Source organism: Martelella lutilitoris (assembly GCF_016598595.1).
Lineage (GTDB): Bacteria > Pseudomonadota > Alphaproteobacteria > Rhizobiales > Rhizobiaceae > Martelella > Martelella lutilitoris_A.
In genome coordinates this window covers 3897665-3923153 of sequence record NZ_CP066786.1, presented here as the reverse complement: position 1 = coordinate 3923153, position 25489 = coordinate 3897665, and the positions used below count along the sequence as shown (strand labels likewise).

The following is a 25489-nucleotide window of genomic DNA, read 5'->3' as shown; positions in this document are numbered from 1 at the left end:
ATGCGAACGATCCCCATGCTGGCCGTTGCGGCCGTCAGTCTGAGCGCCGCTGCGGCTTCGGCTGAGACGACACTGGACTTCTCGACTCCGTGGCCGGACACCAATTTCCAGGCGAAGGCAGCGCGCCAGTTTGCCGACGCCGTGGCCAAGGCGACCGACGGCAACGTCCAGATCAACGTCTTCAACGCCGGCGAAATCGGCGTTTCCGGTTCCGAGAGCATGGCGGCGGTGGAAAGCGGGATCGTTCAGATGGCCGATTTCCTGCTGTTCCTGCAGGCCGGCGAGGAGCCGCTTCTGGCGATCGACACGCTGCCTTATCTGATCCAGGGTCAGGAGGAGATGGCGACCTTCCTCGAAATCGCCTCGCCGGCGTTCGACGAGATCGCGGAAAGCCACAACCAGAAGATCCTCTATTATGTTCCGTGGCCTTCGCCCGGCCTCTACTCGCGTTCGGAAATCACCACGGCCGAGGATCTCGAAGGCCAGCGCATTCGCGCCTTCAACCCGGCCAGCTTTGAATTCCTGACCAAGCTCGGGGCAGCGCCGCTGGAAATGCCCTGGGGCGATGTCGTGCCGGCGCTTGCGGCCGGAACGATTGACGGCGTGGCGACCTCGACCTCCTCGGGCGTCGACGGCAAGCTGTGGGACACGACCTCCTATTTCAACCCGCTGCAATGGTCGACCTCGACCGATGCGGTGACCATCAATCTCGACGCATGGAATGCGCTTTCCGCCGAGGACCAGGCCGCGATCGAAGGCGTGGTCGAGGCGCTCGAGGCCGAGTTCTGGGCGCAGAGTGCGGCCGAGGACGAGGGCAAGACGGAGATCCTTGTCGAAAACGGCATCACCGTGACGGAGGCCGCAGACTCGATGAAGGCGGTCATGTCCGAGGCCGGACACGAGATGTGGGGCAGCTTCATCGAACGCGTGCCCGCGGCCGGTCCGATCATCGATGCCTACACGGAGGCGGCCGGCAAGTAGCGGCCGCTGCCCGCGGTCTGTCGCCGCGGGCGCTCCTTTCATGAACGGGGTTTCCGGGGTGCCGATCCCGGAAGCCTTCTTGCCATGGATATGCAATGGTTCGTGCCTTTCTGACATTTACCGACTGGACCGCCAGGATTGCACAGACCGTGGCCATGGCGCTGCTCTACTGTTTCTGCGCGATGATGCTGGCGGAGGTCTTCAGTCGTGGCTTTCTCAGCCGAAGTCTGGCTTTTTCGTGGGAATATTCCGCCTTCGCCATGTGCGGCGTGTTTCTGCTCGGTCTCGGTCCCGCGCTGCAGCACGGGACGCAGGTGCGGGTTTCTCTGCTCCTGTCGCGTGGACCTCGCTTTTCCCGGGTCGTCGATATCGCCGCAACGCTTGTCGGCCTCGTCCTCGCCTGCCTGCTGCTGGAAGCCTTCTGGACCGTCTTTCATGCTTCCTTCACGCGCGGGCTGCGCCAGTCGAGCTACATGAATACGCCGCTTGCAATCCCCCAGGCGCTTGCAGTCGCCGGTGCGGTGGAGTTCGTGCTCGCCATGGCGGCGCGGTTGCTGCGGCTTTTGCTCGGCCTGGAGCCGGAGCTTGCACGGGAGGCGGAAGATGGTTGAGATCGGCCTCGTCACGCTGCTGCTCTTTGCGGTTCTGCTTCTCGGTTCCGTATGGGTCGGCCTTTCGCTTTTTGGCGTCGGCTATATCCTGCTTTCGGTGTACAAGCCCAATATCCCGCTCGAGGCCTTTGCCGGCAAACTGATGTGGCAGGCGGGCACGGCGCAGGAACTGCTCGCCCTGCCGCTGTTCATCCTTATGAGCGATATTCTCGTGACGGCGCGCCTCGGCCGCTCGCTGTTTTCGGGCCTTGCGCCCTGGGTCAGCCGGCTTCCGGGCGGACTGGTGCATGTCAATGTCGCCGGCTCCACGCTGTTTGCCGCCGTTTCCGGCTCGTCCGCGGCAACGACGGCGATCGTCGGAAGGGTAACGCTTCCCGAGCTTCAGGCCCATGGCTATGACCGGCGCCTATCGATCGGTTCGCTTGCGGGCGCAGGCACGCTCGGCTTTCTCATTCCGCCATCGATCATCATGATCATTTACGGCGTCGTCTCAGAGCAGAGCATTCTCAGGCTGTTCATCGCCGGCATCGTGCCCGGACTGCTGCTTGCCAGCCTCTATAGCCTCTATATCGCCGCCGCGCACACGGTGTCCGGCGGCCGGGCGAGCGCAGAGCGTTACAGCTGGGGTGAGCGTTGGCGAGGTCTGGTCGAGATCGCGCCGATGGTGGCGCTGATCGCCGGCATCATGGGCGCGCTCTATTTCGGCTTTGCAAGCCCAACGGAACTGGCCTCCGTCGGCGTTCTCGGCGCCATCATTCTGGCGGCGCTCAGGCGCGAGCTGACCCTGGCCAACCTCCTGAAAGCGGGCAACAGCGCGGTGCGGACCAGCGCGATGATGGGGCTGATCCTCATCGGCGCGGCGCTTCTCAATGCCGCGCTCGGCTTTCTCGGGCTTCCACGCGCGATCGCCGGATGGATCGCCGCGCTTGATCTCGCGCCCTTTGCCCTGATCACCATCCTTCTGCTGTTCTATGTACTGATCGGCATGTTCCTCGACGGAACGTCGATCATCGTCATGACTTTGCCGATCACGCTGCCTTTGGTTACGTCCGCAGGTTTTGATCCGATTTGGTTTGGTATTTTTGTCGTTGTTGCTGTAGAGATATCCCAGATAACGCCACCGGTGGGATTCAACCTGTTCGTCATACAGGCGCAAACCGGCGAAACGATTGGAAGACTGGTTCGCGCCGTTGCGCCCTTCTTCCTTATTCTGGTCGCCTTTGCCCTGCTTCTGGCGACCTTCCCACAGATCGTTCTTTGGCTGCCGGGAAAGATGGAATGAGCGCACCGCGACACAAATTGCTAACCCGTTCTTTGCGTGAGGAAATTACCTCGGGCCGCTGGAAAGTCGGCGACCGGCTGCCGCCGGAGGTGGAGTTCGCGGTTGAAAGGGGCGTCAGCCGTACGACGCTGAGGCGCGCTCTGAGCGAACTCGAGTCCGAAGGCCTGGTCGCGCGGCGCAAGCGGGTCGGCACGATCATCGCCTCGCAAACCCCGCAACAGCATTTCCGCATGGCCACCAACAGCATGCCGGAATTGATGCGCGTGACGCGGGAAACGGTGCTGGAGGTCTGGACATCGCGGCATGTGGAGAACCATTCCGATCCGGCGCTCGGCAGCCATGAGAGCGCCACCGGTTTCTGGCTGGAAGTGATTGGCGTCCGGCGGATCCCCGGCAGGCTGAGGCCGTTCAACTGGTCGCGCATGTTCGTCGCCGGGCCCTATGCCGGCATTGAACCGTCGCTCTCGCGCCACCGGGTCGGCTCGGTCTACAATCTGATCGAGGAGATGTTCGACCGGCCGATCGTCCGCGTCAGTCAGAGTGCCAACGCAATCGCCTGTCCGCAGCCCGCCGCCGATGCTATCGGCCTTTCTGTGGGAACGCCGGTGCTGTCCATCGAGGCCGAACTCTATAGCCAGAACGGTGAGCTGGTTGAAATCTCGCAGGCAATATACGATCCCGCGCGCTTCCAGCTGCGCAATGACGTGCTCCTGAAATAAAGTCCGTCAGGCGTTTACGATCTCGGCGATGATCGTGTCCGCCAGCCGTCTTGCCACAAGCAGGCTATCCTCTGCCTGGTCTCTTTGTACCAGCGCGAAGCGGAAGGGCAGGCCGCCGGGCATCTGCGCCAGGCGCGGCAAGTCCGCCGAAATGATTGTCGCGATCTTGGGGTAGCCGCCTGTCGTCTGGCGCTCCGCCGTCAGCACGGTCGCCGTGCCCGAGCCGGGCACCTGGATGGAGCCAGGCGGCGTTCCGTCGGAAATGATGTCGTGGCCGCGCGATGCCTTGAGTGCCGGCCCGAAAAGCAGGCTCGCCATCCGGTCGCGGCGCGTCGAGACGGCAAAGGGTTCTTCGAGAAACAGAGACCAGGCGCGGGCGTCGAAATAATCATCCTGGGGCCCGGCGATCACCCGGATCGGCCCCGAAGGCCTGCGGAAGATCGACCGCATCCGGCGTGGCGAAAGCGCCGGGGACGCAAAAAGGTTCAGCCTGTCTCCGGCCGTAAGCGCCCGCCCCTCGAAGCCGCCCATCCCGTTTCGCACATGGGTGGCGCGCGAACCGAGCAGGACGGGAACGTCGATGCCGCCGGAAAAGGCGACATAGCCCCACATGCCGCCGCGCAGCACGCCGACATCGAGCCGTTCGCCGGGTCTCAGGAGATGACTTTCCCAGCAGGGCGCGGGCCGCCCGTCGATCATGACTTCAACCGCCCCGCCGGTGACGGCCACAAGCGCAGGCTCGGAAACGCGGTAGCTTCCGCCATACTGGGCGAATTCGAGCGCGGCGGCATCAGGACCGTTGCCGACAAGCGCCTGGGCGATGCGGAAGGCATCCTCATCCATCGGCCCCGACGGCGAGACGCCGGCCGCCAGGTATTCCGTGCGCGGCTTTGCCTGGACCGTCACCAGCAGGCCGGCCCTCAAAACGTCCAGCATCACCATGGCGGCTGCGCTTCCACGATCGCTTCTCCAAGGTCTGCCCGTCTGTCAAGGTCGGCCATCTCGGCGGGCGAGACGGCGGCAAAGCGGATGACGTCTCCCGCGCGGAAAAAGGCAGGTTCGCCGCGCCCGGCGTCGAACAGCCTCAGCGGCGTGCGGCCGATATAGCGCCAGCCGCTCGGGCCGGGGAGTGAGTTGATTGCCGCCTGTCGTCCGCCGATCCCGACTGCGCCGGCCGGCACATGCTGACGCGGTTCGGCAAGCCGCGGCGTGGCGAGCGCTTCCGGCAGGCCGCCGAGATAGGCAAAGCCCGGGGCAAAGCCGATCATGAAGACCCGGAAGGTGGCGCCCGTGTGAAGGGCGATGACCTCGTCCGCGCTCATCGCCCTCTCTGCCGCCACGGCCTGAAGATCGAGCGCATCTGCGCCCTGATAACAGACCGGGACGGTGAAATGACGGGCCAGCGTCTCGTTCGACGCCTTCGTCGCTGCCGCGCGCGCTTCGAGGCGTTTCGCAAGGTCAGCGCCGGCGACGATTGCCGGATCGTAGAATACAAGCAGCGAGCGGTAGGTCGGAACGGTTTCGGTGATGCCGGCGAACGGGTCATCCTTCAGGTCACGATCGAGGGCGATCACGCGCGCGCTGACCGCCTCGTCGATGCTGTCGCCAAATTCTATCGTCACGGCCTGATCGCCGGCCGGCTTGATCCGCACCAAAAGCCTGTCCCTGGCTCGACATTGTCCGCACGGCGTTTTTTCGCCGCGCGACCTTATGTCTATCAGCTATCGGCGGTCGCGCGAAAGGCCTCAATGGTACGGCGGGTGCCTTCTTCAAGAGAAACGGCGTTCCAGTCGCCGAGAAAATCGCGCAGCGGCGCGTTGTCGAGCGCGTCCGGCATCGGCCGGGGCCGTTCGGCAATGGTGATCCGCGCCTCCGGCACCACCGTGCGGATCGCCTCTGCCACATCCTCGCTCGAACCGATGGTCGTGGTCAGGTCGCTGACGATCGGCGCGGGCGCCGGCCGGTCGAGCGATCGCAGGAATATCTCGGCCACCTCGTCGATATGCTGGAAGCACATCTTTCCGGAAAACGGGATCTCGTAAGGTTCGCCGCGTGCGGCGGCCTGCATGGCAAGCGTGATCGCCGCCGTTTCCCCGCTGGTGCGGCCCGGTCCGTAGACCACATGCGGCCTCAGGCCCACCGAGCCGAGACCGTGGTCGAGGAAATAGATCTTGGAGATCTCCTCGCAGCAATGCTTGAACGCGCCATAGAGGTTGACGGGTGAGGCGAGGGGGCCGCGCGGTCGCGCGGCAAGCGAACTTGCGTAGACGATGCGGGAAATGCCGGCCTTCAGCGCCGCCTGCATGATGTTGATGTGGCCGACGACATTGACCTGGGCGCCGAGCGCCGGATTTGCCCGGCAGGCGGGAATGACGAGGGCGGCAAGATGCAGGATCGCCTCGGTCCCGAAGCGCGCGATGGTCCCTTCGACCGAGTCCGGTTCTGTGATGTTGCCCTCGACATAGGTGACGCCGGGAATGCGCGCCGTCTCGGCCGGAAGTTTGAGGTCGAGAACGGTGACCTGGTCGCCGCGCGCGGCGAGCGCCTTCGTCAGCGCCTGGCCGAGAAATCCTGTGCCGCCAGTGACCAGGACCTTGAGCGGCGTATGCGGGGTGTTGTCTATGCCGTTCATGATGCCATTCCCTGTCCGCCGTTGACGTCGAGAAGCTGGCCCGTGATGAAGCCTGCCTCTTCGGAAGCGAAGAAGGCGACGGCGGCGGCCACATCCTCCACGCGGCCATGGCGGCGCACAGGCACGCCTTCAAGCGCGCGCCGGCGTTCTTCCGGTGTCATGCGCTCATTGAGCAGCCGTTCCACGCGCGGCGTGGAGATGGCCCCGGGGCAGACGGCGTTGCAGGTGATGCCCATCGGCCCGAACTCCTGCGCCATCTGCAGCGTCATCGACTGGATGGCGCCCTTGGCGGCGACATAATTGGCGCCGGTGAACAGGCTGCCGTAGCGCCCGGCCTTGGAGCCGAGATTGATCACCCGACCGAAGCCTGCCGCAATCATGCCCGGCAGCACGTGGCGGCTGATCCTGACCGCCGCTGTGACATTGAGCGTCATCACCCGGTCCCAGTCCTCGTCCGTCTCCTCCAGAAAGGCGCGCGGGGTGTGCAGCGATCCGCCGGCATTGTTGACGAGGATGTCGAAGACCATGTCCCGCGCGGCAAAATCGGCCATCATCCGGGCAATGTCGTCGCCATCAGTCAGGTCGCCGGCGATGAAGACCGCAGAGGCCAGACTATCGCTCTGCCGCGCCTTCTCGATCGCCTCTTCCGAACGGTCGATGATGCCGATGCGCGCGCCCTCGTCGGCGAGCCGCGCCGCGATTGCCGCGCCCAGCCCGTCGGCCGCGCCGGTGACCAGCGCGGTTCTTCCCGTCATTCTCTTCAAAACTTTCCTCCCAGTGGACTGAACAGAGTCCGACCATCAGTAAAATGGTACATAATACCACTATGCAGAACTTATGATCGGCAGGCCAGCGGTTTTTTGTGTCAAAGGCCGGAGAAGGCTTGCGCGCAAATGGCCCATGCTCGTTTTTGATGTCTGGACGATCGTGAGCTTTTATGTCTTCTGGTTCTTTTTCCAAAAATAAAGGCGACCGCAATGGGTCGCCTTCTTCGTCATGACATGAAGATCGCCTGATCAGCCCGCCGCGCGGGACTTCTCAAAACGCTTGCGCTCGTTGGAGTCGAGATACATCTTTCTGAGGCGGATCGACTTCGGTGTGACCTCCATCAGTTCGTCGTCCTGGATCCACGACAGGGCCCGGTCGAGCGTCATGCGGATCGGCGGCGTCAGCTTCACCGCTTCGTCCTTGCCGGCGGAGCGGATATTGGTGAGCTGCTTGCCCTTCAGCACGTTGACCTCGAGATCGTTGTCGCGGGTATGGATGCCGACGATCATGCCGGCATAGACCTTGTCGCCGGGCTCGATGATCATCGGGCCGCGATCCTCAAGGTTGAACATCGCGTAGGCCACGGCCTCACCGGCCTGGTTCGACAGGAGAACGCCCTGGTTGCGGCCGCCGATCTCGCCCTTGTAGGGCTGGTAGTTGTGGAACAGGCGGTTCATGATCGCCGTACCGCGCGTGTCGGTCAAAAGCTCCGACTGGTAGCCGATCAGGCCGCGCGTCGGGGCGAAGAAGACCAGACGCACGCGGTCGCCGCCCGAGGGACGCAGCTCGACCATCTCGCCCTTGCGCTCGGCCATCTTCTGGACGACGACGCCGGAATGCTCCTCATCGACGTCGATGACGACTTCCTCGACCGGTTCCATCAACTGGCCGGTTTCCTCATCCTTGTGCATGACCACGCGCGGACGCGAAACGGCAATCTCGAAGCCTTCGCGGCGCATGGTTTCGATCAGCACGGCAAGCTGGAGTTCGCCGCGACCGGAAACATAAAATGAATCCTTGCCCTCGGCTTCCTCGATCTTCAGCGCGACATTGCCTTCCGCTTCCTTCATCAGCCGGTCGCGGATGACGCGGCTCGTCACCTTGTCGCCCTCGGTGCCGGCAAGCGGACTGTCATTGACGATGAAGGACATGGTGACCGTCGGCGGATCGATCGGCTGGGCCTGAAGCGGCTCGGTCACGGAGGGATCGCAGAACGTGTCTGCAACCGTGCCCTTGGAAAGACCGGCAATGGCGATGATGTCACCCGCCTGCGCTTCGTCGATCGGCTGGCGCTCGATGCCGCGGAAGGCGAGGATCTTCGAGACGCGGCCGGTTTCAACCGTCTTGCCGTCCTGGGAGAGGACCTTGACCGGCTGGTTCGGCTTGATCGAGCCGGAGAAGACGCGGCCGGTGATGATGCGGCCGAGATAGGGGTTGGCCTCCAGCAGCGTGCCGATCATCTTGAACGGGCCTTCGGCAACCTTCGGCGCGGGAACATGATCGACGACGAGGTCGAGCAACGGGCCGAGGCCCTGGTCCTGCGGACCTTCCGGCGCGGTGTTCATCCAGCCGGCGCGACCGGAGCCGTAGAGAATGTGGAAATCGAGCTGTTCGTCGGTGGCGTCGAGTGCGGCAAACAGGTCGAAGACCTCGTTGACGACTTCATCGGCGCGGGCATCCGGGCGGTCGATCTTGTTGATGGCGACGATCGGCTTGAGGCCGACCTTCAGCGCCTTGCCGACCACGAACTTGGTCTGCGGCATCGGGCCTTCGGCGGCGTCCACCAGAACGATCGCGCCGTCCACCATCGAAAGGATGCGCTCGACCTCGCCGCCGAAATCGGCGTGGCCGGGGGTGTCGACGATGTTGATGCGGGTATCCTTCCAGACGACCGAGGTCGCCTTGGCGAGAATGGTGATGCCGCGTTCCTTCTCGAGGTCGTTGCTGTCCATCACGCGCTCATCGACGCGCTGGTTTTCGCGGAATGCGCCGGACTGCTTCAGGAGCTCGTCAACGAGCGTCGTCTTGCCATGGTCAACGTGCGCGATGATCGCGATATTGCGAAGTGCCATTTTTATCGATCTCTGGGGCTGGGCGCGGGCATGTCGCAACGGTGGGAGGACCGCTGCCAATTGGGAGGCGCCTGTTACACTTGCCGCGCTCTTACACATTTTTTGACGAAAACGAAAGAGAATGTTTTGTGGCAGGGGCTTTGCGGCTGTCGTCAGGGCGCGACAGACGCCTCGCAAGCCCTGTTCCCGCGACCTATTCAAAGCCCAGAAGCAGGGCGCCCTGGTAGAACAGGAAGGCGATTACCCAGGCATAGAGGAGAGAGAAGATCAGCGAGAAGATCATGAAGCCCCAGGACCGGCTTTCGGCCTTTACCGTTGCCACTGTCGTCAGGCAGGGCGTGTAGAGCAGGCAGAACAGGCAGAAGGAATAGGCGGCCGCCGGCGAGACCGAGATGGCGATCTGGTGCGCGACGAGGCCGGATGACATGGCGTAGATCGTCGACAGCGACCCGATCACCACTTCCTTGGCGATGAAGCCGAAGATCAGCGCCAGCGTCAGATAGGGGTTGATGCCGATCGGGGCCATGACCGGCTGGAGAAGCTCGCCGAGCTTGCCGCCCCAGGTATCAAGTCCAGTGGCATCGGTCGGGAAATTGGTCAGGAACCAGACGGCAACCGTGCCGATGATGATGAAATTCGTTGCTCGGTGCAGGAATTCCCTGAGCTCGCCATAGCCGCGCAGCCACACCTGCCTGAGTGTCGGCACCCGGTAGGGCGGCAGTTCCAGCACGAAGGGCTCGGTATTCCTGAACTGCTTCGAGCGCGAAAAGATCGCGGCGGCGAGGAAGGCCGCGGCAAAGGAGATGACGTAGAAGGAAAACAGGACGATCGGGCCCTGGGCGGGCGGGAAGACGGCGGCGATGATGAAGACGAATACGGCAAGCCGGGCCGAGCAGAGCGAGAACGGGATGATCAGCATGGAGAGCAGCCGGAGCGGCTGCGAGCGCATCACCCGCGTGCCCATCAGCGCCGGCACATTGCAGCCGAAACCCATCATCTGCATGACGAAGGAGCGGCCGTCGAGGCCGATGCGGCGCATCCAGGTGTCCATCAGATAGGCCGCGCGCGACAGGTAGCCCGAATCCTCCACAGCCGCCATGCAGAAGAAGAACAGCATGATCAGCGGCACGAAGGAAGCGACGGTGGCGACGCCAAGCCAGATGCCGTTGATGACGAAGTTTCGCAGCCAGCCCGGTCCGAGGCTCAGGACCGGTTCGAGGATGTGGTTCTGGATCCAGTCGGTGATGAAGCCGACCCAGTCCTGCGAGGGCAGGCCGATGGACCAGACGATATAGAAGACGAACAGCATGACCGCGAAGAACAGCGGCAGGCCGAAAACCGGATGAAGCAGGAAACGGTCGAGCTTCTGGGTGATCGTCTGCGGCGGCGCTTCGGGATAGACGACCGCGCCGGAAAGCGTTTCGGCAAGGGTTTCCTCGGTCATCAGCGTCGAACGCAGCGTCTCGTAGTCGGCCAGCACCGGAGGCTGACCGGCGCGTGCTTCGAGCATGGCGGAGACGCTTTCGATCGCCCTGGGATAGCCCTCGCCATATTTTGCGCTGATCAGTTGGACCGGCAGGCCGAGGCGGGCGGACAGCGCTTCCGTATCGATCTCGATGCCGTTCTTGCGGGCCTCGTCGGCCATGTTCAGCATGACGACGGCGGGCAGGCCGAGCTGCTTGACCTGCAGCGGCATCAGGATCTGGCGGTCGATCTGGCTGGCATTGATGACGATGATGACGAGATCGACGGGATAGGTCTTGAGGAAATCGGCGACGACGGTCTCGTCCTCGGAAAAGCCCTCGAGGTCGTAAATGCCGGGAAGATCGACGAATTCCAGCGTCTTGCCGCCGAGTTTGACGCGCGCATTGGAGAGCGAGACCGTGATGCCCGGCCAGTTGCCGACATAGGCGCTGGCGCCGGTGATGCGGTTATAGAGCATCGACTTGCCGGTATTCGGCTGGCCGATCATGGCGATGCGGGGAACGTCGTTCAGGTCGAGATTGGCTTCTGCCGGCGAACAATGAGACATGGCGTCTTCCGGAGCTTGGGCCGGCGGAAAAGCTCCGCCTGACGGTGTTTTCAGTCTGCTCGTTTTGACCCGCGCGCCGTCGCCGGCATTCTTTTCGTTTATGATGGCCGGCGCGCGCGACGCACGCCGGCGTTCTTCGGTCAGCCTTCGATCTTGCGCACCTTGACCAGTTCGGCCTCGGTGCGGCGGATCGCGATTTCCGTCGCCTTGCCGGCGCGCACGACAAGCGGCCCGCCGAACCAGGCGCGCCTGACCATGGAGACCTGGTGCGGGCTTGAGAGACCAAGGGCCCTGAGGCGCACCGAAAGCCCGTTCTCGAAACTGCCGGCTTCGACGATTTCGACAATGCCGCTTTCGCCGGGCTGGAGGCTTTCAAGCGAGACGATGCGGCCCTGCCTAACCGTCTCCATGGTCGGGTCGTTGCTCATACCTTTCCGTGCTCCGCGTTGTCGCGCTCCCGGGAGTGAGCCGGCGCCTTGTCCGTCGTCATCGAACCTGTTTCTCCGAAACCGGCGATGAACCGAAGGCGGCCATCTTAGGTTTCCCGTTTCATTTTCTATGCCACGCGGAATGCTTGCGCGCAAGATACTTAACTCAAACAGGAAGCATTTATTAAGGTCCTGTAATTGCCTTCGAAATGATTGATTGTCGTCGGAACGTCATCTTTGTCGCTCGAAGATTGACAAAACGCAGGTTGCATTGCGTGTGTCTGCGATTTTCGGGTTTAGTCGCGCCAAGAACGACACGGGCCGGAAACCTTCCGGCTTCCGGCCCGTGTCGAAAAAGTGGCTTTCCGTCGGACTACATCGTGGCGCCAACCTGCCACGGCACGAATTCATTGTCGCCGAGGCCGAGCGCTTCCGACTTGGTCTTTTGCCCCGAGGCCGTGGCGATCAGGTAGTCGAGCAGTTCCTCGCCCTTCTTGTGAAGGTCGGCGCCCTCGGAGAGAATGTCGCCGCAGTTGAGGTCCATGTCGTCGGGCATGGAGGCGAAAAGCGCGGAGTTGGTCGCGACCTTGACCGTCGGCGTCGGTTTGGAGCCGAAGGCGGAGCCGCGCCCGGTGGTGAAACAGAGGATCTGGGCGCCGCCGGCGATCTGGCCGGTGGCCGAGACCGGATCGTATCCGGGCGTATCCATGAACAGGAGGCCCTTCTCGCGGATCTGCTCACCATATTCGAGAACGTCCATCAGCGGCGTGCTGCCGGCTTTCGCGACTGCGCCGAGCGATTTTTCCAGAATGGTGGTCAATCCGCCCTGCTTGTTGCCGGGGGAGGGATTGTTGTCCATCGAGCCGTGATTGGCTTCGGTATAGTCTTCCCACCATTTGATGCGGGCGAGCAGCTTTTCGGCGACTTCCTTGCTTGCCGCGCGGCGCAGGAGTAGCTGCTCGGCGCCGTAGATTTCCGGCGTTTCGGAGAGAACCACAGTGCCGCCCATGCCGACGAGAAGGTCGGAGGCGATGCCGAGCGCGGGATTGGCGGTGATGCCCGAAAAGCCGTCGGAACCGCCGCATTGCAGGGCAAGCTTCAACTCGGAAACCGGAATTTCCACCCGACGCGCCTCATCGACCTTCGACAGGAGTTCCTTGATGTGGTCGACAATCTTGTCGATCGATTTCTGCGTGCCGCCGTTTTCTTGGATGGTCATCATGAAGAAACGGCTTTCGTCCATCTCGCCGTGGATCTCGCGCATGCGGGCAAGCTGCATCTGTTCGCAGCCAAGGCCGACGAAAAGCGCGGCGCCGACATTCGGATGCGTCGCATAGCCCCAGAGAACGCGCTGCAGATTGTCGAAGCCGGGGCCGGAATTGGCCATGCCGCAGCCGGTGCCATGGGCAAAGGCGGCAACGCCGTCGATATGCGGATAGTTATCGAGAATGCCGGAATGGTTGATGATGTCTGCGGCGCGGCGGATTACCGTCGCCGAACAGTTCACCGTGCCGCAAATGGCGATGTAGTTGCGCGTGCCGGCGGAGCCGTCGGCGCGGCGATAGCCCATGAAGGTGCGGGGCGCGACTTCGGGGATGGCGGCCTTCGCCGTTTCCAGATCGGCGCCGATTTCGTAATCGCGGCCATGGTCGCCGAAGGTGCAATTGTGCACATGGACGTGTTCGCCGGCCTTGATGTCGCGCGCGGCATAGCCGATCAACTGGCCGAACTTGAGGATGCCGCCGCCTTCGGGAATGTCGGTATTTGCGATCTTGTGCCCACGGGTCACGGGCTTGTCGAGCGGCACGCCGAAGCCAAGCGGCGTGTCACCCGTGTCGGCGCGTCCGGCAAGGATGGACACCGTGTCCTTGGGGTGAAGTTTGAGACAGAGTTCAGCCACGATAGTACCTCCCGACCGGGTGCTCCCCGGGATAACGACATTGGTCCGGGCGTCGCGGCAGACGAGCGACGCCCGGCGCTTGCCTATCTCACGACCGCTTCGGCCATGGCGCGGGCGCCTTTTTCCACAAGGCCTTCATAGGCGGCGACGAGACCTTCAACGAAGACGTTGTTGTCCTGAAGCGCCTTTGGGAACACGTCGGAAACGCCGATCAGTGCGGTGACCTTGTCGCGCGGGGTCGCGCCGGCGTCCGACAGCGCCTTGAGCTTCTCGGCGAGCGGGTCGCGCACGTCGATCGGGTTGCCGCGCTCGTCGATGCCGCCGACGTAACGCATCCAGGCTGCGATCGCGAGCGAAAGGCCCGGAACCGGCCGGCCGGCGTCGAGGTCTTCCTGAACCGTCTCGAGAATGCGCTGCGGCAGTTTCTGCGAGCCGTCCATAGCGATCTGCCAGGTCAGGTGGCGAATCGAAGGGTTGGAATAACGTTCGAAAAGGGCTGCCGTGTAGTCCTTCAGGCTTACCCCGGGCGGCGCGTCAACAGCCGGAATGATCTCCTTTTCCCAGAGGAATTTGCAATAGGCCGCAAAAACCGTGTCCGAGACTGTGTCGTAGATCGTGTCCTTGCCGGCCAGATAGCCGAGATAGGAAATCGAGGAATGCGTGCCGTTGAGGCAGCGAAGCTTCATGTGCTCGAACGGGGTCACGTCCTCGACAAGCTGCGCGCCGACAGCGCCGATATCGGGGCGCTCACCATCAACGAACTTGTCTTCGACAACCCACTGGCGGAAGGGCTCGTGCATCACCGGAACGGGGTCGTAGACGCCGGTCAGTTCCGCGACGCGCTCGATGTCTTCCGGCTTGGTGGCCGGAACGATACGGTCGATCATGGTGCAGGGGAAGGTGACTTCCTTTTCGATCCAGGCCTGCAATTCGGGATCGATCATGCCGGCCAGTTCGACGACAACGGCGTGAACGACATGGCCGTTGTTCGGCAGGTTGTCGGAACTCATCATCGTGAAGGGACGGACGCCTGCCTTGCGGCGGCGGTCGAGCGCGCGGACGATGTAGCCGAGCGCCGATTTCGGCCTGTTTTCGTCCTTCAGGTCCTCGAGGATGAAGGGGTGTTCGCGGTTGAGCTTGCCGGTCGACGGGAAATGGCAATAGCCCTTCTCGGTCACCGTCGAGGTGACGATCTTGATCTTCGGATCGGCCATCAGCGTCAGGACGGCTTCCGGATCATCGGGAGCATCAAGCACATCGTTCAGCACAGGGATCACCTGCGGCTCGATGCCCTCGGGCGCGAGCGAGACGGCCGTGTAGGCAAAGCCCTGCGGCTCGAAGATCTCGCGCTGTTTCGGCGGCGTCATCAGATTGACGCCGACAATGCCCCAGTCGCCGCCGGACTTTTGCATTGCTTCATAGATATAAATGGCGCCGTGGGAGCGATAGAACGCTCCCAGGCCCAGATGCACAATCCCCGAGCCCGGACGCGGGACGTCCGGACGTTTCAACCGGGGAAGGCGTTCGGCTTTAGCGGGCAAGCCACCCTCCATCGACATTAAGGATCGCCCCGTTGATATAATCAGCGGCAGACGAAGCAAGAAAGACGGCCGTGCCGCCCAGGTCAGCCGGGTCGCCCCAGCGATTGGCCGGAATCCGGCCGAGAATTTCCGCAGAGCGCGCTTCGTCGGCGCGCAGTGCGGCAGTGTTGTTCGTGGCGATGTAGCCCGGCGCGATCGCGTTCACATTGATGCCCTTGGCCGCCCACTCGTTGCACATCAGCTTGGTGATGCCGGCCACGCCGCTTTTCGACGCGGTGTAGGAGGGAACGCGAATGCCGCCCTGGAAGGACAGCATTGAGGCGATGTTGATGATCTTGCCGGTGCCGCCGCGTTCCAGAACCTTCTTGGCGAAGCCCTGGCAGGCGAAGAAGACCGCCTTGACGTTCATGTCCATAACGTCGTCCCAGTCTTCTTCCGAAAAGTCGACGGCATCCTCGCGGCGGATGAGGCCCGCATTGTTGACCAGAATATCGATCGGCTTGTCATAGGCCTCGATGAATTTCTTGCCGTTCATCGGATCGGAAAGATCGAGGATCTCGCTGACGGCCTTGCCGCCAGCATCCTTGATAATCTTCACCGTCTCGTCGCTGTCGGTACGGCTGGTGCACAACACCTCCGCGCCGGCCTCGCCAAGGGCAATAGCAATGCCCTGGCCGATACCGGTATTGGCGCCTGTCACCAGCGCGCGCTTGCCTTCGAGAGAGAAAGAAAGAGCCATTACTTCAGCGTCTCCATGGATACCATTTCGACATCCTTGTAGTCGACATTGTCGCCCGCCATGGCCCAAATGAAGGTGTAGTTCGACGTTCCGGCGCCGCAATGGATCGACCAGGGCGGCGACAGCGCGCCTTCTTCGTTCTTCAGAACGAGATGACGGGTCTCGTCGGGCTCGCCCATCATGTGGAATACGCGGGCATTCTCATCGAGGTCGATGTAGAGGTAGGCTTCCGAACGGCGGTCGTGAACGTGGGCCGGCATGGTGTTCCAGATCGAGCCCTTCTGCAGCTTGGTCATGCCGACAACGAGTTGGCAGGATTTCATCACGTCGGGATGGACGAACTGATAGATCGTGCGCTCGTTGCAGTTTTCGGCAGCTCCCAGCGTCACATTCGCCGCTTCGGCGATCTTGATCAGGCGCGACGGATAGGTCTGGTGCGCCGGTGCGGAAAGAATGTAGAAGCGGCCCTCACCGGAAAACGTGATCTTGCCGGCACCCATGCCGAGATAGAGCATGTCGCCGTGGACCATGTCGTATTCCGCGTCGCAGGTCACCTTTCCGGGACCGCCGAGCTTCACGATCGTCATCTCGCGACGGTCGAGGATCGATGCGGTGCCGCAGGGCGCGACGTGATCGAGTTCCAGCGGACCGTCTGCCGGGCAGGCGCCGCCGACGATCATGCGGTCGTAATGGGTGTAGATGAGATTGATTTCACCGGGAACGAAAAGGTTGCTGGTCTGAAAATGTTCGCGCAGTTCGCTCGTGTCGAACGTGCTCGCCGTGACCGGATCGATCGCGTGGCGAATTTCGATATTCAACATCTTATTCTCCTTCACTTCATTGAAAAGACTTCACGTTCGGGACGTGAAGGCGTCAGTCATCATGCCCCGTTCACGCCTCCGTCAGCTTTGGGGCCAAGGCTGGCGCCGTGCCGGTGCCTCCCGCCGGCTTTCGGCGAGAGGCGGATTTTCCTCGACCGGCCTTTCGGGTGCCTGCTCTGACGGCAACAAGACCGGGGCAGGCCCCCACATAGGGCAGCCGCGCCCGGGAGAAAGGCGCGGCATTGATGGTTGCACAATTTGGCGTCCCGGATTTTTCAAGCGTTTCAAAAAATCTCTCCCTGCTTGAAAATGGCTGTTGCTACAGCCGGTATGCGCGCTTGACCAGATTGTAGGTCAGGTCGCGCGCGACTTCCGGTGCCTCGTCTTCGTCCAGGCGTCCGGTGGCGACCAGGGTCGCCAGGAAGGCGCAGTCGACGCGGCGTGCGACATCGTGGCGTGCGGGGATCGAGCAGAATGCACGCGTGTCGTCGTTAAAGCCGACCGTGTTGTAGAAACCCGCCGTTTCCGTGACCATTTCACGGTAGCGGCGCATGCCCTCGGGGCTGTCGTGGAACCACCATGCCGGGCCGAGACGGAGCGCGGGATAGACGCCGGCAAGCGGGGCCAGTTCGCGCGAATAGGCTGTCTCGTCGAGCGTGAACAGCACGATCGTCAGGTCCGGTTCCATGCCCACGGCATTGAGCAGCGGACGCAACGCCTCGACGTAACTGGTCTGCGAGGGAATATCGAAGCCCTTGTCGCGGCCGTGGCGGGCCATGACTTCGGCCGAATGGTTGCGGGTGGAGCCCGGATGGATCTGCAGAACGAGGCCGTCCTCGACACTCATGCGGGCCATTTCGGTCAGCATGTGGCCGCGGAATGCATCGGCTTCCTCGGCCGAGCATTCGCCCTTCAGAGCCTTGGCAAAAAGTGCCTCGACGTCGGCTTTCGGCAAGTCCTCGGTGCGCGCGGTCGGGTGACCGTGGTCGGTCGAGGTGGCGCCATACTGCTTGAAAAAGGCGCGGCGGATGCGGTGCGCCTCCAGATAATTGTCGTATTTGGTGGCGTCGACGCCGGTCAGCTCACCGAATTTTTCGACGTTCTCGGCAAAGCCTTCGAAATCGGGGTCCACGACCGGGTCCGGGCGATAGGCGGTGACGACCTTGCCGCCGGTCCAACCGGAATCCCTGATCATCGCATGCCATTTCAGGTCATCGAGTGGGCTTTCCGTGGTCGCGATCACCTCGATGTTGAAGCGTTCGAACAGGGCGCGCGGGCGGAATTCCGGCTTCTGCAGGCATTCGTCGATATGGTCGTAGAACTCATCGGCGGTCTCGGGGCCGAAGCGCTTTGTGAGGCCGAAGACATGTTCGAAGGAATGTTCCAGCCAGCCGCGGCTCGGCGTGCCGCGCAGAAGGTAGAAATTTTCGGCGAAAAGACGCCAGATCTTGCGGCTGTCGGTTTCCGTTTCGCCACCGTCGACCCGCGGCACGCCGAGATCCGTCAGTTTCACGCCTTGCGAGCAGAGCATGCGGAAGACATAGTGGTCCGGCACCACGAACAGCTGAGCCGGATCGGGGAAGGGCTCGTTTTCCGCGTACCAGCGGGGGTCGGTGTGGCCGTGCGGGCTGACAATCGGCAGCGTGCTGATTTCATTGTAAAGCGCGCGCGCCAGGTCCCGCGTCTTCGGTTCGATCGGAAAAAGCCGGTCCTTGTTCAGCATCTCTTCGTCTCCCGCATCGGGTTTTTCTGATAGAATGCACGATTGCATTTCTTCAAAAAACTAATATGTTAGTATGCGAAACCTGTCAATGGGAGGAATGAATGGTCGGGAAATTAAAAACCGGAGCGCTGGATCAGGCCCGCCAGCCGACCGTGACCGACCTGGTCTATGCCCATCTTTATCGTCAGGTCATCGAGAACGAGTTGCCGCCGGGCTCCAAGCTTTCCGAGGTCGAGGTCGCGCGGGTTCTCGGCGTCTCGCGCCAGCCCGTGCGCGACGCCTTCTACCGGCTCTCGCAGCAGGGCTTCCTGCTGATCCGACCGCAGCGGGCGACGCTGGTCACCCATATCTCGAAGCGGGCCGTGATGCAGGCGCATTTCATCCGCAGCGCGCTCGAACTTGCGACGGCGGAGGCCGCCGCCCGGTGCTGCACGCAGGAAGACGCCGATATGCTGCGGGCCAACATCGCCGAACAGGATGCCGCCATCCGCGCCGGCGACAAGGCCGGCTTTCACGCCCTCGACGACGAGTTCCACAAACAGATCTGCGAGCTTTCCGGCCATGGCGACGCCTGGGCATTGATTCGCGACCACAAGGCGCATATGGACCGTGTGCGGTATCTCAGCCTGTCCTTCGGCGCGACAAGCGCGCTCAACGAACATGCCGGGATACTGCACGCGATCGAGGCGCATGACGTGGAGGCGGCCGTTTCGGCCATGCGGGAGCATTTGTCGCAGATCGCCAAGATCGTCGAGCGTATCAACGTCTCGCATCCGGCTTTTTTCGAAATGGAAGACGAATGAGAAACCTCCCCAAGACTATCCTGTGCATCGGCGAATGCATGGTCGAGATGGCCCCGCGCGAAGACGGCGCCTATACCCGCGGCTTTGCCGGCGACACCTTCAATTCCGCCTGGTATCTTGCCCGCACGCTGGCGGATGAATTCACCGTCGATTATTTCACCGGAGCGGGAACAGATACGGTTTCCGACGAGATGCTGACCTTCATGGAAAAGGCCGGCGTCGGCACGGCCTCGGTGCGCCGGATCGAGGAACGCACCGTCGGGCTTTACATGATCGCGCTGAAGAACGGGGAACGCAGCTTTTCCTACTGGCGCGGACAGTCGGCCGCAAAGCTTCTGGCAGAGGACCCTGAGGCGCTGGGAAAGGCGCTTGCGGGCAGGGGGCTCGTGCTCTTCTCCGGCATCACCATGGCCGTGGTCAATGAAGAGCATCGCCGGACCCTGCTTGACCTGTTGGCCGAAGCGCGCGCTGCCGGCACGGTCATCGCCTTCGATCCCAACATGCGTGCGCGTCTCTGGCCCTCGCGCGATGTCATGGCCGAGACAATCATGGAGGCGGCCGGCGTCAGCGACATCGTGCTGCCGTCCTTCGACGAGGACGGCGCCGTGTTTGGCGACAAAAGCCCTGAGGCGACGATCGCCAGATACCGGGCTGCGGGCGTGAAGACCGTGATCGTCAAGAACGGACCCGACACGATCCATGCCGAGGACGAGGAAGAAGGTTCGGTTACCTTCAAGCCGACACCATCGGAAAACGTTGTTGACACCACCGCCGCCGGCGACAGTTTCAATGCCGGCCTGATCGCGGCCCTGATGATGGGCGCCCCGCTGGTTGAGGCGCTGGAACAAGGTTCGGCGCTTTCTGCTCGCGTCATTGGCGCGCGCGGCGCGCTGGTGGCTGTCTGACGCTCACTCCGCCTGGCGCAAAAGGGGGAAGACGGCCATGCCGTCTTCCTCGCCGCGGGGGAAGGCGCCTTCCTGGTGGCGCTTGTTCAGCATTTTGTAGCCAGCCGGACTGACGCCGATATAGCGCTTGAACATCCGCGAGAAATAGTAGCTGTCGTCGTAGCCGACAAAGGCGGAGGCCTGTTTCACGCTCTGGCCGCTGGCCAGCAGGGCCATGGCCCGCTCCATCCTCTTGAACTCCTGATATTTCGGCGGTGTGAGACCAACCTGCTTCTTGAACTCGCGGCGAAAATAATCCTGGTTATAGGGGATCGAGCCCAGAACGCGGTCGACCGTGTCCGGGTTCAGAGGGTCGGCGGCGATCTGCGATGCTGCGACCATGACCGACAACGACAGGCTGTCCGGATTGTTGACGGCGACGTCCTTCTGAGGCCGCCAGCGGATGAAGGCGGCTTCGACGAACTCGATCAGCAGCACCATGAAGATGTGGTGCTGGGCAAAGGTTGTCGAGGACAGAGGGGCGGTTTCGCGATAGTGGCGTGCCAGCGGGGCGATCATCTCCCAGCGCGGCAGATCGACCCAGATCCGGCAGTCCATTTGCTCGAAAAGGTCCATCCGGCCGAAGACCTCCGCCCTGAAATGCTGTGCGACACCGGTATAGAGTTCATCGGATGTCGAGCGCCCGACGAAACGTTCTCCGGCGGGGATCAGCATGGCCCGGCCCGGTTTCATCTCGAAGGTTTCGCCGGAGACCTCGTATTCGGCCCTGCCCGTCAGGCAGATGACGAGGTCATGCACCTTGTTGACCTTGTCCGCCGTCCAGGTCGAGGTGTGCAGCATCCTGATGGTCGAGCGGGTCAGCGTCAGATTGAGGGCGTTAACCGCAAGACCGTCAAGAATCCCACCTTCGATTTTATCCATCCTTTTGTCCGAAACCCTCTATTCCAAAACTGTGTCCAAACATGATTATGAACAGTGGAAACGCCGAAATAAAGGCGTATCGCATCAAGAAACATCTGGGAGGATGTCGCTCGTATGGGAAAAAGCAAGACCCTGTAGGGTTGATCCCTCGCCTGCGCCTTAGCGCCATGCACAAATCAGAACACAACAACGTCCGTGCTGCCCTTCGGGGTCGGCTGCCTTTTCGCATGCCCTCAGCTCACCGCCTTGACGGTGGACAAGGCCGTGGCAATGCGCTCCCACGGGACAGCCGCGCCTGCCGGAACCAACAAACGGGAATGCGGTCATGAGCGGTGAAAATCGTTTTATGGGGCTCGCCTATCTGTCCCCATATATCATCGGCCTGCTGCTTTTCACTGCAGTGCCATTTCTTGCGTCATTCGTGTTGTCGTTCACCGACTACTCGCTGATGAGCTCGCCGCATTTCGTCGGCCTGAAGAATTATATCCGTCTGTTCACCCATGACCGCACCTTCAACAAATCGCTGTCGGTCACGCTGATCTACGTGTTCTCGACGGTGCCGCTGAAGCTCGCCTTCGCGCTCTTCATCGCGGTGATCCTGAACTACAAGCTGAAGTTCATCAACTTCTTCCGCACGGCCTTCTATGTCCCGTCGATCCTCGGCGGTTCGGTCGCGATCGCGGTTTTGTGGCGCTATCTCTTCGCCGATGTCGGCCTGATCAACATGATGCTGGAAAGCATCGGCCTTCAGGGCGTCAACTGGTTCGGCGATCCCAACAACGCGCTGTTTACCATCACGCTGCTGCGTCTGTGGCAATTTGGTTCGGCGATGGTGATCTTCCTGGCCGCCCTTCAGAGCGTCGACAATTCGCTCTACGAGGCAGCCGCCATCGACGGCGCCGGCAAGTGGAAGACCTTCTTCTTCATCACCCTGCCGCTGATCACGCCGGTGATCTTCTTCAACCTCATCATGCAGACGGTGCAGGCCTTCCAGGAATTCAACGGTCCCTACATCATCACCGGCGGCGGTCCGCTGAAATCCACCTACCTGCTGCCGCTCTACATCTATGACGAGGCCTTCAAGAACTTCCGCATGGGATATGCCTCGGCCATTGCCTGGGTCATGTTCGCCATCATCATGGTCCTGACGCTGATCGCCTTCTGGTCATCGCGCCACTGGGTCTATTACGCCGGCGACAAGAGGAGCTGATCATGACAGAGCAAACCTTGTCGAGCATGCTGTCTGCCCGCGATCTGGAAGCCATCCGCGCCCGCAAGCGCGAACAGCGTAAAGTCCTGATCTCGTCGATCATCCGCTACGTGATCCTGTTCTTGGTCGGGCTGATCATGCTCTACCCGCTGATCTGGCTGATCGGCGCATCGTTCAAGACCAATGCCGAAATGTTCGCGAGCGCGGGCTTCTGGCCGACTCATCCGACCGTCAGCGGCTATATCGAAGGCTGGAAAACCTCGACGCCCTATACGTTCGGCCGGTTCTTCCTCAACACCTTCCTGATTCTGATCCCGAAGATGATCGGGACCGCGATCTCGGCCACCGCCGTTGCCTACGGCTTCGCCAGGTTCGAGTTCCCCGGCAAGAAGGTGCTGTTCGCGTCGCTGATCGCTATCCTGCTCCTGCCCAACGTCGTCACCCGCATTCCTCAGTATCTGCTGTTCCGGGAATTCGGCTGGCTCGATAGTTTCCTGCCGCTGTGGGTGCCCTCCGCGCTTGCCGGTGACGCGTTCTTCGTCTTCATGCTGGTCCAGTTCCTGCGCGCCATTCCGCGCGACATGGAAGAGGCCGCGCGCGTCGACGGCGCCTCGAGCTGGCAGGCCCTGCTCTTCATCGTCGTACCGCTGCTCACGCCGGCCCTCATCTCGGTCTGCCTGTTCCAGTTCATGTGGACGATGAACGACTTCCTCGGGCCGTTGATCTACCTGTCCTCCGTCGACAAATACCCGGTCTCCCTGGCCCTCAAACTGTCGATCGATACCACCGAAGCATTTGCCTGGAACAAGATCCTCTCCATGTCGGTGCTCGCGATCACGCCCGCCCTCGTCGTGTTTTTCATGGCGCAGAAATATTTCATCGAAGGTATCTCCGCTGGCGGAGTCAAAGGATAAAAACCATGGCCAGAGTTCAGCTGAAAAGTCTCGAAAAGGTCTACGGCAAGTTCAAGGCCGTCCACGGCATCGACCTGGAAATCGAGGATGGCGAGTTCATGGTGCTGGTCGGCCCGTCCGGCTGCGCCAAGTCGACGACGCTCAGGATGATTGCCGGTCTGGAGCGCATCTCCGGCGGTGAGATCCGCATCGGCGACGATCTCGTCAACGACAAGCCCCCGGGCCAGCGCGGCATCGCGATGGTGTTCCAGAACTACGCGCTCTATCCGCATATGAAGGTGAAGAACAACCTCTCCTTCGGCCTGCGCCTCAAGCATGCGCCGAAGGCGGAGATCGCCGCCTCCACCGAGGAAGTCTCGCACATCCTCGAGATCGAGGACTATCTGGAGCGCCTGCCCAAGCAGCTTTCCGGCGGTCAGGCCCAGCGCGTTGCCGTTGGCCGCGCGCTGATCAAGAAGCCGCAGGTCTTCCTGTTCGACGAACCGCTGTCGAACCTTGATGCAAAGCTGCGCGCCTCGATGCGCGTGCGCATCACCGACCTGCACAAGCAGTTGCTTGCTGAAGGCATGCACTCGACCGTCGTCTACGTCACCCATGACCAGACTGAAGCCATGACCATGGGCAACCGCATCTGCGTGATGAAGGAAGGCCGGATCATGCAGGTCGCCGATCCCTTCACCCTCTATCGCAAGCCGGCGAACGCCTTCGTTGCGGGCTTCATCGGCTCGCCGGAGATGAATATTGGCGATGCGACGCTGGTCGACGGCAACAAGCTCAGGATCGGCACGCAGACCTTTACCATCGACGACAAGGCCTGCGCCCGCATCGACAAGGATGCCCCGAGCGAGGTCACCTTCGGTGTTCGTCCGCAGCACTTCACGGTGGTGGATCAGAATGCCGAAGAAGGGCTTCTTGGCCGCATCTCCCATGTCGAGTTCATGGGCCACGAGGTCTACCTCTACATCACGGTGGAGGATCAGTCCTTCATCGTCGTCGTCCCGGCAACGGGCATCGAGCGTCAGTATCTGCGTGACGATGCCATCCGCATCATGCCGCAGGAAGACGCGCTGCACATCTTCCACCGCCGCACCGGCGAGAACATCTCGCTGTCGGCATAGATCTTCGAAACCGTCTTTTTCAAAGGGAGGAAAATATGACCATGAAACTGACAATTCTCGCCGGCCTGATGGCCGCAACATCGCTTTCGGCAGCCAATGCCGCCGATCTTCGCATGTCCTGGTGGGGCGGCGACAGCCGTCACCTTGCAACCCAGGAAGCGCTGAAATATTGCGGCGAAAAGCTTGGCCACAGCATTTCTCCGGAATTCACCGGCTGGTCCGGTCACCAGGAGAAGATCACCACCCAGCTTGCCGGCGGAACCGAAGCCGACATCATGCAGATCAACTGGCCCTGGCTGCCGCTGTTCACGCCGAACGGCGAAGGCTTTGCCGATCTCAACGAGTTCTCCGACACGATCGACCTCACGCAGTGGACCGAGGGGGAACTCGCAACCTCGACCGTGAACGGCCATCTGCAGGGCCTTCCGCTGTCGATCACCGGCCGTCTGCCCTGGTTCAACCAGACGACCTTCGAAAAGGCAGGTCTTTCGATCCCGACCACCTGGGACGAACTGGAAGAAGCCGGCAAGGTGTTCAAGGAAAAGCTCGGCGACGACTACTATCCCTATGAGGCGACCGGCACGGACGGCCTTGACGCCCGTCTTCTGATGACGGCCTATCTCACCCAGAAGACCGGCAAGACGATGATCGATCCGGAGACGCTCGAGTTCAACTACACGATGGACGAGATGGTCGACGCGCTGGAAATGTACAAGCGCTACACCGACGAAGGCGTGATCATCCCCTGGCCGAAGGTCGCCGCCGGCGGCAATCTGGTTCTGCATGAAAACCCGGCCTGGGCCGATGGCCATATCGCCGGCACCTATCAGTGGGATACGGTCTATTTCAAGATCTCCGACCCGCTGCAGGAAGGCCAGGTCCTGGTTCCCTCGAAGATCCTGCTCGCAGAAGGCGCCACCAATGACGGCGTCTACCGCAAGCCGTCCATGCTGTTCTCGATCTCGCGCAATTCCGACAATCAGGAAGCGGCCGCCGAAGTGGTCAATTGCCTCCTGAACGACGAGGGCGCGATCGACATTCTCGGCACGACCCGCGGCATTCCGGCTTCCAAGCAGGCGTTCGATCAACTGACGGCTGCCGGCGCCATCGAGCAGGAACAGATCGACGCGCACCAGATCATTCTGGATGCGACCGGTCCGACGATCTCTCCCTATTTCGAGCATCCGCAGATCGCCTCGGCGATCGGCGATACGCTCGAAGAGTTCGCCTATGGCCAGATCGACGCCGAAACGGCCGCCGATGACATCATCTACAATGTCAACGACGTGCTGGACCGCGTCCGCAACTAACCAAGCCTTCCGGGGGCGGCGCTTCTTGCCGCCGCCCCCTCTTTCCCAAATCCTTTTTG

General features: G+C 62.0%; 23 protein-coding genes. 10 read left to right on the top strand and 13 right to left on the bottom strand.

Annotation, left to right across the window (positions count from 1 at the left end; translation table 11 throughout):
• The 4 genes from JET14_RS18610 (at window position 1) to JET14_RS18595 (ending at window position 3593) form a co-directional block, all read left to right on the top strand.
• Entirely contained in the window at window positions 1-981 is a 981-nt protein-coding gene (locus JET14_RS18610) for a TRAP transporter substrate-binding protein (protein WP_200335477.1), read from the top strand.
• Between the two features lie 95 nt (window positions 982-1076).
• Complete coding sequence (locus tag JET14_RS18605) at window positions 1077-1592, top strand: TRAP transporter small permease subunit (protein ID WP_200335475.1); 516 nt, start codon at window positions 1077-1079, stop codon at window positions 1590-1592.
• Window positions 1585-2874: a TRAP transporter large permease gene (locus JET14_RS18600; protein ID WP_200335473.1), complete on the top strand. Its 1290-nt coding sequence runs from the start codon at window positions 1585-1587 to the stop codon at window positions 2872-2874. Before JET14_RS18605 ends, JET14_RS18600 begins: the two co-directional genes overlap by 8 nt.
• A complete protein-coding gene (locus JET14_RS18595; RefSeq protein WP_200335471.1) occupies window positions 2871-3593 on the top strand; it encodes a GntR family transcriptional regulator in 723 nt (240 codons plus the stop codon). The genes JET14_RS18600 and JET14_RS18595 overlap by 4 nt, the downstream gene beginning before the upstream one ends.
• A 6-nt stretch (window positions 3594-3599) precedes the next feature.
• Here the strand turns inward: JET14_RS18595 and JET14_RS18590 are convergent, their stop codons facing one another.
• The 12 genes from JET14_RS18590 to uxaC form a co-directional block, all read right to left on the bottom strand.
• Window positions 3600-4535, bottom strand: a complete 936-nt coding sequence (locus JET14_RS18590; RefSeq protein ID WP_200335468.1) for a biotin-dependent carboxyltransferase family protein — start codon at window positions 4533-4535, stop codon at window positions 3600-3602.
• Window positions 4529-5215 (bottom strand): 5-oxoprolinase subunit PxpB, encoded by a 687-nt coding sequence (gene pxpB / locus JET14_RS18585; protein WP_246750376.1) that lies wholly within the window; start codon window positions 5213-5215, stop codon window positions 4529-4531. Before pxpB ends, JET14_RS18590 begins: the two co-directional genes overlap by 7 nt.
• Window positions 5216-5310: 95 nt before the next feature.
• The gene (locus JET14_RS18580; protein WP_200335464.1) at window positions 5311-6225 is read right to left on the bottom strand and encodes an NAD-dependent epimerase/dehydratase family protein; all 915 of its coding nucleotides are present in this window, start codon (window positions 6223-6225) and stop codon (window positions 5311-5313) included.
• The gene (locus JET14_RS18575; RefSeq protein ID WP_200335463.1) at window positions 6222-6980 is read right to left on the bottom strand and encodes an SDR family NAD(P)-dependent oxidoreductase; all 759 of its coding nucleotides are present in this window, start codon (window positions 6978-6980) and stop codon (window positions 6222-6224) included. Before JET14_RS18575 ends, JET14_RS18580 begins: the two co-directional genes overlap by 4 nt.
• Before the next feature lie 261 nt (window positions 6981-7241).
• Complete coding sequence (gene typA, locus JET14_RS18570; RefSeq protein ID WP_200335462.1) at window positions 7242-9065, bottom strand: translational GTPase TypA; 1824 nt, start codon at window positions 9063-9065, stop codon at window positions 7242-7244.
• A 193-nt stretch (window positions 9066-9258) separates the two neighbouring features.
• Window positions 9259-11097 carry a ferrous iron transport protein B gene (gene feoB / locus JET14_RS18565; protein WP_200335461.1) on the bottom strand — a complete coding sequence of 613 codons (1839 nt, stop codon included), beginning with the start codon at window positions 11095-11097 and terminating at the stop codon, window positions 9259-9261.
• Window positions 11098-11237: 140 nt separating this feature from the next.
• Window positions 11238-11525: a FeoA family protein gene (locus tag JET14_RS18560; RefSeq protein ID WP_200335460.1), complete on the bottom strand. Its 288-nt coding sequence runs from the start codon at window positions 11523-11525 to the stop codon at window positions 11238-11240.
• 373 nt (window positions 11526-11898) lie between these two features.
• Window positions 11899-13428, bottom strand: coding sequence for a UxaA family hydrolase (locus JET14_RS18555; protein WP_432443091.1), 1530 nt, complete (start codon window positions 13426-13428; stop codon window positions 11899-11901).
• An 80-nt stretch (window positions 13429-13508) separates the two neighbouring features.
• Complete coding sequence (locus tag JET14_RS18550; protein WP_246750372.1) at window positions 13509-14966, bottom strand: mannitol dehydrogenase family protein; 1458 nt, start codon at window positions 14964-14966, stop codon at window positions 13509-13511.
• On the bottom strand, window positions 14956-15705 hold the full coding sequence (kduD, locus tag JET14_RS18545; protein ID WP_200335459.1) for a 2-dehydro-3-deoxy-D-gluconate 5-dehydrogenase KduD: 750 nt from the start codon (window positions 15703-15705) through the stop codon (window positions 14956-14958). The genes JET14_RS18550 and kduD overlap by 11 nt, the downstream gene beginning before the upstream one ends.
• A complete protein-coding gene (kduI, locus tag JET14_RS18540) occupies window positions 15705-16526 on the bottom strand; it encodes a 5-dehydro-4-deoxy-D-glucuronate isomerase (RefSeq protein WP_200335458.1) in 822 nt (273 codons plus the stop codon). Before kduI ends, kduD begins: the two co-directional genes overlap by 1 nt.
• 319 nt (window positions 16527-16845) lie before the next feature.
• Window positions 16846-18249, bottom strand: coding sequence for a glucuronate isomerase (gene uxaC, locus JET14_RS18535; RefSeq protein ID WP_200335455.1), 1404 nt, complete (start codon window positions 18247-18249; stop codon window positions 16846-16848).
• A gap of 101 nt (window positions 18250-18350) precedes the next feature.
• On the opposite strand from uxaC, the gene JET14_RS18530 reads away from it, so the two are divergent.
• Window positions 18351-19052 (top strand): GntR family transcriptional regulator, encoded by a 702-nt coding sequence (locus JET14_RS18530; protein ID WP_200335453.1) that lies wholly within the window; start codon window positions 18351-18353, stop codon window positions 19050-19052.
• Window positions 19049-19957 carry a sugar kinase gene (locus JET14_RS18525; protein WP_200335452.1) on the top strand — a complete coding sequence of 303 codons (909 nt, stop codon included), beginning with the start codon at window positions 19049-19051 and terminating at the stop codon, window positions 19955-19957. Before JET14_RS18530 ends, JET14_RS18525 begins: the two co-directional genes overlap by 4 nt.
• A gap of 3 nt (window positions 19958-19960) precedes the next feature.
• Here the strand turns inward: JET14_RS18525 and JET14_RS18520 are convergent, their stop codons facing one another.
• Window positions 19961-20878, bottom strand: a complete 918-nt coding sequence (locus JET14_RS18520) for an AraC family transcriptional regulator (protein ID WP_200335451.1) — start codon at window positions 20876-20878, stop codon at window positions 19961-19963.
• Window positions 20879-21203: 325 nt separating this feature from the next.
• Here JET14_RS18520 and JET14_RS18515 point away from each other — a divergent pair, with 325 nt between their 5' ends.
• The 4 genes from JET14_RS18515 to JET14_RS18500 are packed head-to-tail and all read left to right on the top strand — an operon-like array spanning window position 21204 to window position 25430.
• The gene (locus JET14_RS18515) at window positions 21204-22088 is read left to right on the top strand and encodes a carbohydrate ABC transporter permease (RefSeq protein WP_061449780.1); all 885 of its coding nucleotides are present in this window, start codon (window positions 21204-21206) and stop codon (window positions 22086-22088) included.
• A 2-nt stretch (window positions 22089-22090) separates the two neighbouring features.
• Window positions 22091-23002, top strand: coding sequence for a carbohydrate ABC transporter permease (locus tag JET14_RS18510; RefSeq protein WP_200335450.1), 912 nt, complete (start codon window positions 22091-22093; stop codon window positions 23000-23002).
• Between the two features lie 5 nt (window positions 23003-23007).
• On the top strand, window positions 23008-24120 hold the full coding sequence (locus tag JET14_RS18505; RefSeq protein ID WP_200335449.1) for an ABC transporter ATP-binding protein: 1113 nt from the start codon (window positions 23008-23010) through the stop codon (window positions 24118-24120).
• A 35-nt stretch (window positions 24121-24155) separates the two neighbouring features.
• Window positions 24156-25430, top strand: coding sequence for an ABC transporter substrate-binding protein (locus JET14_RS18500; protein WP_432443049.1), 1275 nt, complete (start codon window positions 24156-24158; stop codon window positions 25428-25430).
• Window positions 25431-25489 lie beyond the last annotated feature (59 nt).